The 14,957-nt window shown below is 48.1% G+C and carries 11 protein-coding genes; 1 reads left to right on the top strand and 10 read right to left on the bottom strand.

Annotation, left to right across the window (positions count from 1 at the left end; all coding sequences use genetic code 11):
• Positions 1–97: 97 nt before the first annotated feature.
• From argH to argC, 7 genes are all read right to left on the bottom strand, one after another.
• Entirely contained in the window at positions 98–1,510 is a 1,413-nt protein-coding gene (gene argH, locus G7035_RS11035; RefSeq protein ID WP_019688770.1) for an argininosuccinate lyase, read from the bottom strand.
• Positions 1,511–1,595: 85 nt separating this feature from the next.
• A complete protein-coding gene (locus G7035_RS11030; RefSeq protein WP_013373358.1) occupies positions 1,596–2,831 on the bottom strand; it encodes an argininosuccinate synthase in 1,236 nt (411 codons plus the stop codon).
• Between the two features lie 51 nt (positions 2,832–2,882).
• Positions 2,883–3,839, bottom strand: a complete 957-nt coding sequence (gene argF, locus G7035_RS11025) for an ornithine carbamoyltransferase (RefSeq protein ID WP_019688771.1) — start codon at positions 3,837–3,839, stop codon at positions 2,883–2,885.
• Between the two features lie 48 nt (positions 3,840–3,887).
• A complete protein-coding gene (locus G7035_RS11020) occupies positions 3,888–5,150 on the bottom strand; it encodes an acetylornithine transaminase (RefSeq protein ID WP_019688772.1) in 1,263 nt (420 codons plus the stop codon).
• A gap of 52 nt (positions 5,151–5,202) precedes the next feature.
• Positions 5,203–6,042, bottom strand: a complete 840-nt coding sequence (gene argB / locus G7035_RS11015) for an acetylglutamate kinase (protein WP_019688773.1) — start codon at positions 6,040–6,042, stop codon at positions 5,203–5,205.
• A gap of 118 nt (positions 6,043–6,160) precedes the next feature.
• Positions 6,161–7,387 carry a bifunctional glutamate N-acetyltransferase/amino-acid acetyltransferase ArgJ gene (argJ, locus tag G7035_RS11010; RefSeq protein ID WP_019688774.1) on the bottom strand — a complete coding sequence of 409 codons (1,227 nt, stop codon included), beginning with the start codon at positions 7,385–7,387 and terminating at the stop codon, positions 6,161–6,163.
• Between the two features lie 107 nt (positions 7,388–7,494).
• The gene (argC, locus tag G7035_RS11005) at positions 7,495–8,544 is read right to left on the bottom strand and encodes an N-acetyl-gamma-glutamyl-phosphate reductase (protein ID WP_019688775.1); all 1,050 of its coding nucleotides are present in this window, start codon (positions 8,542–8,544) and stop codon (positions 7,495–7,497) included.
• A gap of 378 nt (positions 8,545–8,922) precedes the next feature.
• Here argC and G7035_RS11000 point away from each other — a divergent pair, with 378 nt between their 5' ends.
• Positions 8,923–9,810, top strand: a complete 888-nt coding sequence (locus G7035_RS11000; protein WP_019688776.1) for an SMP-30/gluconolactonase/LRE family protein — start codon at positions 8,923–8,925, stop codon at positions 9,808–9,810.
• Between the two features lie 93 nt (positions 9,811–9,903).
• On the opposite strand, the gene G7035_RS10995 is transcribed toward G7035_RS11000, so the two are convergent.
• The 3 genes from G7035_RS10995 to secA all read right to left on the bottom strand — a co-directional run bounded on the left by G7035_RS10995 (position 9,904) and on the right by secA (position 14,905).
• Positions 9,904–10,803 carry a YitT family protein gene (locus G7035_RS10995; RefSeq protein WP_019688777.1) on the bottom strand — a complete coding sequence of 300 codons (900 nt, stop codon included), beginning with the start codon at positions 10,801–10,803 and terminating at the stop codon, positions 9,904–9,906.
• Between the two features lie 96 nt (positions 10,804–10,899).
• Positions 10,900–12,013 (bottom strand): peptide chain release factor 2 gene (gene prfB / locus G7035_RS10990; protein WP_100212693.1). Its coding sequence is split into 2 segments (ribosomal slippage): positions 10,900–11,940 and positions 11,942–12,013, totalling 1,113 coding nucleotides; the frame shifts between segments, so codons are not numbered across the junction.
• Positions 12,014–12,454: 441 nt separating this feature from the next.
• The gene (gene secA / locus G7035_RS10985) at positions 12,455–14,905 is read right to left on the bottom strand and encodes a preprotein translocase subunit SecA (RefSeq protein WP_017427086.1); all 2,451 of its coding nucleotides are present in this window, start codon (positions 14,903–14,905) and stop codon (positions 12,455–12,457) included.
• Positions 14,906–14,957: the final 52 nt, after the last annotated feature.

Genomic DNA, 14,957 nt, shown 5'->3' with positions numbered 1-14,957 from the left:
CGAACGGTGCCTTTGAAAACATAGCTGGCAAATATTCTTAAAATCTGATTTTACACAGCATTCCGTTGCTGTGCAAGAGAATAATTTTCTTTACGGATTAATTTTTTGGCTTATGATTTTCAAACCATGTTGACGTGTTCACTAGAAGCTGTTCACTACGTCCAATGGCTGCCTGCACCTGACCGGTGGCGGTTCCGCCATACACATTCCGAGCATTGACTACTGCTTCTGGTTGAAGCACCTCATAAATCCGCTCGTCGAACAGATCCGAAAACTGCTGGAATTCATCCAGTTTCAGATCAAGCAAATACTTGCCCTGCTGGATGCAATACAGCACCGTTTTGCCGATAACCTCATGGGCCTGACGGAACGGAAGCCCCTTGCCGACCAGGAAGTCCGCAATATCCGTTGCGTTGGAGAAATCCTGGTTGACCGCTTGACGCATGCGATCCTTGTTCACCTTCATGGTGGCGATCATCGGAGCGAACAATTGCAGGGCTCCCTCCAGCGTAGCAACCGTATCGAACATCCCTTCCTTATCTTCCTGCATATCCTTGTTGTATGCCAGTGGCAAGGACTTCAGTACTGTCAGCAGACCAACGAGGTTTCCATAGACACGCCCGGTTTTGCCACGTACTAACTCCGGTACATCCGGGTTTTTCTTCTGTGGCATAATGCTGCTGCCTGTGCAGAAAGCATCATCCAGCTCGACAAAACCAAACTCCGTGCTGCTCCATAGCACCAGTTCTTCACTCAGACGGGACAAATGCGTCATAATCAGCGAGGCCCCGGCCAAAAACTCTACGATAAAGTCCCGATCACTAACAGCGTCCAGGCTATTTTCATAGACGCCATCAAAACCGAGCTGCTCAGCTACAAAATGACGATCAATCGGGAAAGTGGTTCCAGCCAAAGCGCCAGCCCCGAGCGGCAACACATTGATGCGCTTGTAGCTGTCCTTGAGTCGGTCAATATCACGCTCTAGCATAGACACATACGCCAGCAAGTGATGCGCGAACAAAATAGGCTGCGCACGCTGCAAGTGTGTGTATCCAGGCACTATTGTGTCCAGATTGTCCTTGGCCTGCCCAATTAATGCAACTTGTACATCATGCAGCATACCTACCAGCGATACCACACGTCCGCGCAAATACAAGTGCATATCCGTTGCCACCTGATCGTTACGACTGCGTCCAGTGTGAAGCTTACCGCCGACCGGACCAATGGCCTCGATCAGGTTTTTTTCAATATTCATGTGAATATCCTCATCCGAAACGGAAAATTCAATTTCCCCACGGCGGATACGCTCCAGAACGGTGTGCAGTCCCCCCTTGATCGTGTCTGCATCCTCCTGCGGAATAATACCGCATTTGCCCAGCATGGCCACATGAGCTAAACTGCCTTGAATATCTTCTTCCGCCAACGCCTGATCAAATCCGATAGAAGCCGTATATTCCTCTACCAGCTTGTTCGTTTGCTTTGTAAACCGTCCGCCCCATAGCTTACTCATTGCATGATCCCCTCTCTGCAATAACAAGCCGCCCTCGTCGTTTGGACAAGAACGGCCCGCATTCCGTACAGTGTTAGATTACATCTTATTTATGATTTTGTGTTACGCCCGCATTTACCTTCAAACGCAAAGCATTCAAGCGGATAAAGCCTGTGGCATCGCCTTGGTCGTAGGCTTGCGTCGGATCAGCTTCCATGGTTGCAATGTCTGGGTTGTACAAGCTAACCGGACTTTTAACGCCTGCACCGATAATATTGCCCTTGTACAGCTTCACGCGCACCGTACCACTGACATTTTTCTGACTCTCATGAACCAGTGCCTGTAAGGCAACACGTTCCGGCGCGAACCAGAATCCATTGTACACCAAGGTAGCATAACGGGTAATCAGGCTATCACGCAGATTCATAACCTCGCGATCCATTGTGATGGATTCCATTTTGCGGTGAGCTGTGAACAGAATTGTACCACCTGGCGTCTCATAGACTCCGCGGCTCTTCATACCCACAAAACGGTTCTCCACCATATCTACGCGTCCGATTCCATGCTTACCGCCCAGTTCATTTAGCTTTTCCATCACTTGCAGCGGAGTTAGCTGTTCACCATTCAAAGCGACGCAGTTGCCTGCTTTAAATTCCAGCTCCAAATATTCTGCTTCATCAGGGGCGTCCTCAGGCGCGTTGCTGAGCAAGAACATTTCTTTATTTTCAGGAGCGCTCGGATCAAACCAAGGGTCCTCCAGCACGCCGCTTTCATAGCTGATATGCAGCAGGTTGCGGTCCATGGAGTACGGCTTGGCTGCAGAAGCGGTTACCGGAATACCGTGTTTTTCCGCATAGGCAATCATTTCTGCCCGGCCCGGGAACTGGTTGCGGAACTCTTCCAGCCGCCAAGGTGCAATGACTTGGATGTCCGGCGTTAGCGCCGCCGCGTTCAGCTCGAAGCGCACCTGATCGTTGCCTTTGCCTGTTGCGCCGTGAGCAATGGCTGTTGCTCCCTCGGCAATCGCAATATCGACCATCCGCTTAGCGATCAATGGACGTGCAATACTCGTTCCGAGCAAATATTGCCCTTCATATAAAGCACCCGCCTGAAACATCGGGTAAATAAAATCCTTGGCGAATTCATCACGCAGATCATCGATGTACACTTTGGAAGCTCCCGTAGCGAGTGCCTTTTCCTCCAAACCGTCCAGTTCTTCCTTTTGTCCGATATCTGCGGTAAATGCGATAATCTCAGCATCATAGGTTTCCTTGAGCCATTTCAGAATGACCGACGTATCCAGACCGCCGGAATATGCGAGTACGATTTTTTCTTTTGCCATTGTTGAAGTCCTCCCCGAATGCTTATACCTCTATCTTCTTTACGATCAACTTTATCCTATTAAAGCAACTAGCAACGCTTTTTGTGCATGTAGACGGTTTTCCGCTTCATCAAAAATGACCGAATGGGGACCGTCGATTACTCCTGCACTCACTTCTTCCCCACGATGCGCAGGTAGACAGTGCAGGAATAAATAATCTGGCTTGGCGAGCTTAACCAACTCCTCATTCACCTGGAAGTCGGCAAAAGCAAGCTCACGCTCCTTCTGCTCTTCCTCAAAGCCCATGCTTGCCCACACGTCTGTGTAGATCGCATCGGCATCTTTTACTGCTTCCTGCGGACTTTGCGTGATAACAATTTCACTCCCTGTCTGTTTGGCAATCTCACGGGAAACCGCGACCACACTCGGGTCAGGCTCGTATCCAGCTGGACTTGCAATGGAGACATGCACTCCGAGCTTCGCTCCACCAATTAAGAGGGAATGCGCCATATTGTTGCCGTCTCCGATGTAAGCCAGTTTGAGTCCTTTCAGCTTACCCTTTTGTTCATATAAGGTTTGATAATCAGCCAGCACCTGACACGGATGCGCCAAATCGCTCAAACCATTAATCACAGGAACGGATGCATAACGCGCCAACTCTACGACATTATCGTGCCCAAAGGTACGAATCATAATGCCATCCAGATAACGTGACATCACTTGGGCCATGTCACTAATCGGCTCTCCGCGTCCCAGTTGAATATCATTTTTGCTGAGGAAAAGGGCATGCCCGCCCAATTGATACATACCGACTTCAAAGGATACCCGTGTGCGTGTGGAGGATTTTTCGAAAATCAGCCCAAGCGTTTTCCCCTTCAGCGGCTGATAAGCTTCTCCGTTTTTGTGCTTACGCTTAATTTCAATGGCGAGATCAATTAAATACTGGATCTCCTCTGGCGAGTAGTCGTCCAGCTCTAGAAAGTCCCGTCCTTTCAAATTCACCTGTTGCAGTGCGCCGCCCTGGCTCATGTGATCCTCTCCTTTTACGCTCTAATCTCGGATGCTTCTGTCTTTACACTAAGCTACGTGCTCCCGAATCAATTCAGCAATCCATGCTACAGCCTGATCTATTTCTTCTTTCGTTACATACAGGTTAGGCAACAAGCGAATCACGTTCGGTCCTGCTGTAATGAACAGAATGCCCTTCTTCTGTCCTGCCAAAACAAGCTCTGCTACCGGCTCCGCACACTCAATCCCGACCATCAGACCTTTTCCGCGGATATCCTGGACAAAAGGAATATCTCCAAGCTGCTTTTGCAGACTTTGGAAGAGATAATCTCCCATTTCGGCAGCGCGTTCTGGCAGCTTGTCATCAATAATCGTTTCAACGGTCGCTTGAACTGCTGCCATAGCAAGCGGTGTACCCCCGAACGTAGAACCATGACTGCCCGCTGTGAACGCTTCACGCAAATATTCTTTGCCTAGCATTGCACCGACCGAAAAGCCACTGCCCAGTCCTTTCGCCAATGTAAAAATATCCGGCTCAATACCATAATGCTCAAAGGAAAACAGTTTACCTGTCCGTCCCATACCTGTTTGCACCTCGTCAATGATCAGCAGCAATCCATGCTCCTGGCACAGCCGGGTAATCACGTCTACGAAAGCAGGGTCTACCGGATACATGCCACCTTCGGCCTGCACCATTTCCAGCATAATTGCCGCTGTATTCTCATTGATCGCTGCTTCGAGCGCAGCCTGGTCATGAAGCGGAACGCTTTTGAACCCGGCGGGAAGCGGTAAAAAGCCTTCTTTTACTTTGTCCTGACCCGTAGCAGTCAAGGTTGCCAGCGTCCGTCCGTGGAAGGATTGCGTGAACGTAATGATTTCATAGCGACCGGTCTGCTTCACCTTCTGGTGGTAACGACGCGCCAGCTTAATGGCAGCTTCGTTCGCTTCAGCTCCGCTATTGCAGAAGAACACGGCATCTGCGCTGCTATTGGCTGTCAGCAAGGCCGCGGCCCGTTCCTGCCCGGGAATATGAAACAGATTGGATACATGCCACAGTTCATCGATCTGTTTTTTCAAACGCTCCGCTACAGCTTGAGGCGCATGGCCTAGATTGGTAACAGCAATACCTGACATGAAATCCAGATAACGTTTGCCCTGATCATCCCACAGCCAGCTTCCTTGTCCTTTCACCAGTGTAAGCGGGTATCTTGCGTAGTTTGGAAAAAGAGAGCTATCTGCCTGCGTTTTTGCCGTCCCCTTTTGCGCTTGCGCTCCGCTTCCATTCGTACTTAGCATTTCCTCGCTCACCAGCGTATTCGGTTCCTTACTCATGTCGTTCACGCCCCTTTATCGTTTGGTTATATAGGTTGAGCATATATTGCAATTACTGCATGCGCACAATGCGTGTTCCAATTGATTCTCCGCTCAGCACACGGCTGAGTACCTGCGGTTCGCTGCCGTCAACGATGACGACTTCCTTCACTTTTCCGTGAATGCAGGCAATAGCCGCTCTCACTTTCGGGATCATACCACCGTAGATTTCACCCGTGCTGATCATATCTTCAATTTCCTGTATAGTGATCGACTCTAGGACCTTCTTCTCTATACCATTCTTTTTCAAAATACCAGGTACATCCGTCACAACAATCATTCGACTGACGCCGAGATGAGACGCAACCGCGCCCGCCGCTGTATCGGCATTAATGTTATAACGCTGACCGGATCGATCAATGCCAATAGGCGCAATAACTGGCATATAGCTCATGTCCAGCACACCGGTAATAATCGAAGCTTGAACAGATGTTACCTCTCCGACCCAGCCGATCTCGGCAGCATTTGGCACAGGCTTTGCTTCAATTAAATAGCCATCACTGCCCGACAAGCCCAGCGCTCGCCCTCCGTGCATCCCTATTCGGCGAACAATCTGCTTGTTAATGCTGCCTGCCAGCACCATTTCCACGACATCCAACACGGGTTCAGTCGTTTTACGCAACCCGTGAATGAACTCCGTTTCGATTCCCAGCTTCGCCAAATTGTCAGAGATCGCAGGCCCGCCGCCATGTACAATGACTGGTTGAAGGCCTTCCGACTGCAGACGGACCAAGTCGTCAAAAAAGGAATCAGGCAACGCAGCCAGCGTACTTCCTCCGCATTTCATCACAAAATTACGACGTGCCAGTCCCGCTTGTTTCGCTTGATCCGCGTGTCCCACTGCCGATTGCATATCATCTCTCCTTTTCTCCTTTGCACAATTTTGTGCGATTTTCAAATGATGCGAAAAACTATATCCGCTCGCTTCTTCTATTAACTATTAAATATCCATCTGTATTTAAATCTGGTATCTATGTCCGATAAGCCGCATTAATCCGCACATAATCGTAGGTTAGATCACAGCCCCATGCTGTAGCCATTCCGTTCCCGTGATGCAAGTCAACGATAATTTGCACCATATCTCCACGTAAATAGGAAAGCGCCTCGGCTTCATCAAAAGCGACTGGACTTGATTGACTCAGCACCACAATATCGCCCAAACGGATGTCTACCGTATCTGGATTGACCGGTTCTCCAGCACGTCCGACGGCTGCAATAATCCGTCCCCAGTTGGCGTCTGCGCCAAAAACGGCTGACTTCACCAGACTGGACCCAATTACGGTCTTGGCTATCGCCTGGGCAGAAGCATCGCTTACCGCTCCGCTTACGGACACCTCTACCAGCTTCGTAGCACCTTCCCCGTCACGGGCAATCGCCTTCGCCAGCTCCCGGCAAATATAAGTGAATGCCTCGGCAAAAGCCCCCCAATCAGGATGCTCTGCGTTCAACTCGCTGTTGCCTGCCAGTCCGCTTGCCATAGCGATTAGCATATCGTTCGTGCTGGTATCCCCATCGACCGTAATCATATTAAAGCTAGTATCCGTGGCCTCCTTTAATAGTTGATGAAGAGCCGTCTGCCCGATGACCGCATCACAAGTTATAAAAGCGAGCATGGTTGCCATATTCGGATGAATCATACCCGATCCTTTTGCCGCCCCGGCGATGTGCACGGTCACACCGTCCACTTCAACTGACACGCATGCTTCCTTTTTCACCAAATCCGTTGTCAGAATGGCTTGGCTAAATTGCTCCGCTCCATCGTTTGCCTCGCTCATCCGCTCAGGTAGTGACGATATACCGCCAAGCACACAATCCATTTTCAGATGCTCGCCAATTACACCCGTCGAAGCAACAGCTACATTGCTCTCTGCCACACCCAGTTCACGAGCAGCGGCCGAACGCATAGCGTAAGCGTCCTGCTCCCCTTGCTGTCCTGTACAGGCATTGGCGTTCCCGCTGTTCACTACTATCGCCTGCAATCGACCGTTTGTCAGGCTCTCGCGAGTCACCTTCAGCGGTGCAGCCTGAAACACATTAGTGGTATACACCGCAGCAGCTGTCGCCTCTACCTCACAGCGAATCGCGCCGATATCGTTGCGGTTCGTATTTTTCAATCCACAGTGCAATCCCCCGGCTGTAAAGCCACGCGGAGTTACGATGTTGCCCCCATGTACTACTGTAAATCCTAATTTGCCCATAATTATGTGCCCTCGCCCGCATTATAAGGAATGAATGGCAGCCGGACGCTTGCGTTCTCAAACCTGCCCGCTGTCGTTCTCCTGTACCTGTTGCGTTTACGTGCTACTTACGGATATACCGGTATGAAGCCCAGTCCGAGGTTCTCCTCCCATCCCATCATCAAATTTAAATTCTGAATCGCCTGCCCAGCGGCACCCTTCACAACATTATCAATGACAGAAATAATCGTAAGACGCCCAGTACGGGCATCTGCTGCAAAACCGATGTCGCAGTAGTTTGAACCAAATACTTCTTTTGTTGCCGGCCATATACCTTCGCCACGTACGCGGACAAAAGGATGGCCTTTATAATAATCCCGGTATAACCCGATAAGATCCTGATCCGTATGATCACCTTTCAACGTGACATAAATTGTGCTCATGATTCCTCGCGTCATAGGCACCAGCTGTGTCGTAAACGTAATTGTAACGTCCTCGCCCACAACATCACCCAATACCTGTTCGATCTCAGGGATATGTTGGTGCTTATTCACCTTATAAGCCTTAAAATTCTCATTCATCTCCGCATAATGTGAAACAAGACTTGTTCCCCGACCGGAGCCGGATACCCCGGATTTAGCATCCACAATCAGTGACCGATGGTCAATCCAATCTGCCTTTAAGGCAGGAATAATTCCCAATAGTGTCGCCGTGGGATAGCAGCCTGGATTCGAAATAAAAGAAACACCAGCAAGCTTTTCTGCATACACCTCGCTGAGTCCGTAAACGGCTTGCTTGAGATACTCGGGTGAAGCCGCAGGCTTTTTGTACCATGCTTCATACGCTTCCCCGCTTCGGAGCCTAAAGTCCCCGGAAAGGTCAATCACCTTCAGTCCGACATCCAGAAGCTGTGGCACTAATTTGGTGCTAACGCCTGATGGCGTAGCTGTGAAAACCAGATCAGCCTTGGCAGCAATTTCATGGATATCGACACCGTCCAAATCCTGTACCACAATATCCGTCAGATGTGGAAACCCATCACTAATCGGGACACCCGCGCTGGATGAAGAAATAACAGATACAATCTCCACCTGCGGATGATGAACCAAAAATCGAATCAGCTCCACTCCGCCATATCCAGTGGAACCGACAATTGCTACCTTTAGCTTGCTGCTCACAGACCTTCCTCCATTCCGTCCCTATGAAATATGTATTATTATACGACTCTATTCATATAAATACAACACCTCATGTCATGTTATTCCTCCAAATTTAAAATATGCACCCTTGCCCATTCTTTTGGCCGCCAAGCTGTACAGGCTAAAATTAAGGAAAACAAAAAAGACAGACCCCCTTGCGAATCTAGTCTTCTATTTTGCATAAGAAAAGGAGCGTTCCCTTTATATATTATGTTGTATATTGGTATTCATCCGGTTTATACATTTGCTGCACTTATGTATTCGTTGGACATTGAATAGGGTATAAAGAGTGAGTATGTACGAAAATAAACCTATACGTTAGGGGTGCTACACATCAAAACATATACAGCGAATTTAGTGATAGATGCTAAAGCCAAGTTAGGCGAGGGTCCCAGTTGGGATCATCAGTCGCAACGTTTATTTTGGGTCGATATTGAGGGTTTTCAATTACACATTTACGATCCATCTACAGGCACAGATCGTACCATAGATGTGGGCGAACATATTAGTGCAGTTGTACCTTATCTTAAAAATAAAGTAATCGTGGCCATGATCAGCGGTCTATATTGTCTGGATATAGAGACCGGAATGAAAGTATTGATCCATGATCCTGAGGAAGGTAGAACAGGCAATCGATTTAATGATGGTAAATGTGATCCTGCCGGACGTTTTTTGGCAGGAACTATGAGTTTAAATGGCGAACGCGCGCAAGGAGCGTTGTATAGTCTGACCACAAAGGGAAGCGTCTTCTTACTGATCGATAAAGCTTCCACATCTAATGGCTTAGCCTGGAGCTCAGATCATCGTACCATGTATTATATCGATACTCCGACCTTGGAAGTGGTCTCCTTCGATTACGATGTGACACAGGGAACCATTAAGAATAAGCAAGTGATAGCTAGATTGGATGAAAGTGAAGGATATCCAGATGGCATGACCATCGATGCAGAGGGCATGTTGTGGATCGCGCGTTGGGGCGGTAAACGCGTTTCTCGTATCCATTCTGCTCAGGGAGAAGTAATTGCTGAGGTTTCACTTCCAGTCAATTGTGTGACTTCATGTGCTTTTGGCGGTGAACATCTGGATGAGTTGTATATCACAACTGCTCAAGATGGCGATAATACCGATCAACCACTAGCAGGCGGTTTATTTATGGTCAAAACCGGAGTAAAAGGAGTACCGACCTCATATTTTAATCAAGGACAAGCAGCAGATTGGCTTGATCTGTTACCAAAAAAGGCTTGATAAAGCTGTTCTGAAAAGAGAAAAGCCCACTACATCAGTGGGCTCTTCTGCATTGATTCAGTTAAGAGCAAGCGTCCAGAAGACCATATCATGCTAGCCTTCCCTTTTGAACCCTTCACCCAATACCTCACGTGTATTACTAATAATCACAAAAGCTTCCGGGTCTACCAAGCGAACGAGCGTTTTGAGGCGGGTTACCTCGTTTTGCCCGACTACAACCATAAGTACAGGACGTTCTTCGTTCGTGTAACCCCCCCGTCCTGCAAGCTCTGTCAAACCCCGATCCAAATCCTGTAAAATAGTTTGCGTGATCTTTTCCTTTTGATTGGATATGATGTAAGCCACTTTGGAGTAGCCCAGTCCCATTTCTACAGCATCAATAACCTTGCCGGTTACAAACAAGCCAATCAATGCATACAGAGCTCGCTCCGGCGATAGGGCGAAACCAGCTAGTGTGATTACCGTGCCATCCATCAGCATGACACAAAGGGAAAGGCTAAAACCGGTATACTTTTGAATAATCTGTGCTAAAATAGCCAGTCCACCCGTCGAGCCTCTGCCACGAAACACAGTGCCCAAGCCCAATCCTACTCCGATTCCACCATACAGCGAAGCCAGCAACGGATTGGTTGTCGGGACTGCCCAATCCTTCGTCACATAAACAAATAGTGGCAGCATGATGCTGCCCAGCAGGGAACGCAAGCCATACTTTTTTCCTAACAGCAGTACTCCTGCTATAAATAACGGAATGTTCATTCCCCATTGCGTATAGGCCGGTTCCAGGCCAAACAGCTCCTCGCCCAAGATAGACAAGCCAGATACACCCCCGGATGCAATCCGGTTGGGCAGCAAGAACATGTTAAAGGTCAACGCTGTAATGAAGGAGCCGAGTATAATTAGCAAAACATCGGTCACGTTACGCGCTGGTCCACTGGCGGCAATCAGAGGCTTACGCCTTCTTCGGCGGGCAGTGGGAGGGTTCAATTGAGACATCATTCACGTTCTCCTTTAATAAAAATACCGTCACACAAAAATTCCTACAGGCCGCAGGCACGTAGACTGCGGTTCTGTAGGAAAACGTACAGACAATTATTCTGCGTCCAGCTTAATTTGGCTGCGCAGGTAACCATCGATGAACGGATCGAGATCGCCATCCATAACAGCTCCTACATTGCCAGTTTCCACGCTGGTACGGTGATCCTTAACCATGCTATATGGATGGAACACGTAGGAGCGAATTTGGCTGCCCCATGCAATGTCGGACTGTTCACCACGAATTTCGTCCAATTGCTGCTGTTGTTCTTCAATCTTGCGCTCGTAGAGCTTGGAACGAAGCATCGTCATCGCACGTTCACGGTTCTTGATCTGGGAGCGTTCATTTTGGCAAGTCACGACAATACCGGTAGGCAAATGCGTAATCCGAACAGCCGAGTCGGTCGTATTAATATGCTGACCACCTGCACCGCTGGCCCGGTACGTATCAATTTTAAGATCTTCCGTGCGGATCTCAATATCCACATCATCCGCAATTTCCGGTACTACATCACAAGACACGAACGATGTATGTCGACGACCGGAGGAATCAAATGGAGAGATGCGAACCAACCGATGTACGCCTTTCTCCGCCTTGAGATAACCGTAGGCATTGTAGCCTTTGATCAAGAGGGTTACACTCTTAATTCCCGCTTCATCACCTGCCAGATAATCCAGGGTCTCTACCTTAAAGCCTCGTTTTTCACCCCAGCGTGTATACATACGCAGCAGCATTTGTCCCCAGTCCTGAGACTCGGTACCGCCTGCCCCCGGGTGCAGCTCCAGAATAGCATTAAGCTTGTCATAGGGCTGATTTAAAAGCAATTGCAGCTCAAATTCCTCCAGCTTGCTCAGCAGGGATTTGATACTGTTTTCAACTTCTCCAGCCAGCGCTTCATCGCCTTCTTCTTCAGCCAGCTCAACCATCATACCTGCATCTTCATATTCCTGACGCAGCTGTTCATAGCTGTCCACAGAAGATTTCACAGCATTCATTTCAGCAATTACGCCTTGGGCCTTTTCGTTATCATCCCAAAAATCAGGCGCTGCCATCTTTTCCTCAAAGTTCGCGATCATTTCCTGTTTGAGATCTAAGTCAAAGAGACCCCCTAAGGTTTGTTAGTTTCTTGCCTATTTCTCGTAAATCATGTTTTACACTTGGATCAATCATGGTGTCATTCTCCTTTTAATATAGGGTTAGGGGGAGTAAAGCGTTTTGAGTTACGGCTGGGTAAGAGACGCTGCGCGAATGATTTGATCTTACGAACGCTGACGCTTCTCCAGATTTAAATCCTCCGCTTCGCTCCCGACCGCCGTAAAGTCAAACTGCTTTTAAATAACAGGCTCTGGTATGTGAGCCAGATCAACTGCTGAATTCACTGACAAGCAAGCAGGGACCTACTTGCTTGTCATAATTGTTTTAAAAGAACTAGGAGAGCACAGTCATCACCATATTCAACCTGGCCATCTCGCAGAAGAGTTATATTGAATACATCAGTGTCGTCCCCTGATGGCACAAAATGGCCGACGGTCAGTGGTTGAACTGCCGCCTGCCATTATATGCATTGCAGAGGATAGTGTATATCAAGACCTATCCCTTAATTTCAATCCGTTATTTTCTACGCGGACGCGAAGGAGCGGATTTCTTTTTGGGAGCCGCAGGTTCGCCACTCGTCGAGATTTTATCTTCATCAACGACAGCCTGACGCTCTTGGTTGGATTCGATTTGTGCTTTCATAATGTAGGTCGCAACTTCCTCTTGGATGCTGGCGATCATAGCATGGAACATTTCGAAACCTTCAAATTGGTATTCACGCAATGGATCAGTACCACCATAAGCACGCAAGTGAATACCTTGACGCAATTGATCCATAGCATCAATATGATCCATCCATTTGCTGTCAACCGCACGCAATACGATAACCTTCTCGAACTCACGTACCATTTCTTCGCCGATCATCTCTTCACGGCTGTGGTATCTGTTGGTAACTTTTTCGAAGATCATATCGACCATCTCTTCTTTTTCCTTACCCCACAGATCGTCGCGCGAAAGTGTGTTTTCCTCAAGCAGGTTGTTGTTCACATACTCTGCAACTTCTTCCAGTTCCCAGTTTTCAGGGATATCATCACCACAGTGAGCTTCCACTACACGCTCAATGACAGGCTTGATCATGTCGAACACAATTTCCTTGATGTTCTCTGATTCCAGCACCTCACGGCGTTGTTTGTAGATAATAGCACGCTGCTGATTCATCACGTCATCATATTGAAGAACGACTTTACGCTGATCAAAGTTATTCCCTTCGACACGTTTTTGAGCTGATTCGATAGCACGCGAAATCATACGGCTCTCGATAGGCTGATCTTCCTCGAAGCCCAAGCGCTCCATCATATTCAGTACGTTATCTGCACCAAAACGCTTCATTAACTCATCGCCCAGCGATAAGTAAAACTGTGTGGAGCCCGGATCACCCTGACGTCCTGCACGTCCGCGAAGCTGATTATCAATACGACGGGATTCATGACGTTCTGTACCGATGATGTGCAAACCACCGAGTTCTGCAACGCCTTCGCCCAGTACGATGTCAGTACCACGTCCAGCCATGTTAGTAGCGATGGTAACCGCGCCAGCTTCACCTGCACGGGAAATAATCTCAGCTTCTTCCGCATGATATTTGGCGTTAAGTACTTTATGACGAACGCCTTTGCGTTTCAACATTTCAGAAAGAAGCTCCGAGTTTTCAATAGAAACCGTACCTACCAATATCGGCTGGTTCTTTTTGTTACGCTCCAGAATTTCGTCTACTACAGCATGGAATTTGCCCTTCACGCTCTTGTATACTACGTCAGGCATATCTACACGCTGGTTAGGCTTGTTCGTCGGAATTTGGAGCACTTCCAGACCGTAGATTTTTTTGAATTCTTCTTCTTCTGTTTTCGCTGTACCCGTCATCCCCGCCAATTTGCGGTACATACGGAAATAGTTTTGGAATGTAATTGTCGCCAGTGTCATGCTTTCATTTTGGACAATGATGTTTTCCTTCGCTTCAATAGCTTGGTGCAAACCATCACTGTAACGACGTCCAGCCATCAGACGACCTGTAAACTCATCGACAATCAGGACCTCACCATCAGCCACGACATAGTCCACATCCAAACGCATAATAGCGTTAGCTTTCAAGGCTTGTACGATGTGGTGATTGATTGTAACACTTTCCTGATCGTACAGGTTTTCAAGACCAAAGAAATTTTCAGCCTTGGATACGCCGTTTTCGGTCAAAGCAACTGACTTCACCTTAATATCCAGCGTGTAGTCTTCTTCAACATTCAGGCTCTTCACAAAACGATCAGCCGCAAAATATAGCTCGGTCGATTTTTGAGCTTGTCCTGAAATGATCAATGGTGTACGAGCTTCATCGACGAGAATGGAATCCACTTCATCAATGATACAGAAGTACAACGGACGCTGTACCATCTGTTCTTTGTAAAGCACCATATTATCGCGCAGATAATCGAACCCGAACTCATTGTTTGTACCATACGTAATATCACAAGCATAAGCTTCCTGTTTGGCAGCATGATCCATATTGGCCAGGTTCAGACCTACGCTCATTCCCAAGAAATTATAAATTTGTCCCATTTCTCCGCTGTCGCGTTGTGCCAAATAGTCATTGACTGTAACCACGTGCACACCTTTGCCCAACAGAGCGTTCAAATAAACCGGCAATGTTCCCACCAGTGTTTTACCTTCACCGGTTTTCATTTCTGCGATTTTTCCTTCGTGCAACGCAATACCGCCGAGCATCTGTACGTCATAGTGACGTTTGCCCAGCACCCGCTTGGACGCTTCACGAACCGTTGCAAAAGCTTCCGGCAGCACTTCTTCAGCCGTAGCACCTTGTTCAATCCGCTCTCTAAACTCCGCCGTCTTGGCTTTCAGTTCCTCATCCGAGAGCTTCTCAAAATCAGGCTCTATTTTATTGATCAGTTCAACCGTCTTCATTAAACGTTTGACGTCACGTTCATTTGTATCCCCAAAAATTTTTTTGACAATTCCTAGCATGGTTTACCCCTTTCGCGCAAAACAATTAATAGAATCAATTTCACAATAAGAA

It is taken from the genome of Paenibacillus polymyxa (assembly GCF_015710975.1).
In the GTDB taxonomy this organism is placed as follows: Bacteria; Bacillota; Bacilli; order Paenibacillales; family Paenibacillaceae; genus Paenibacillus; species Paenibacillus polymyxa.
Note: the sequence above shows the minus strand (reverse complement) of the source record. Positions and strands in the feature narration are given on the sequence as shown.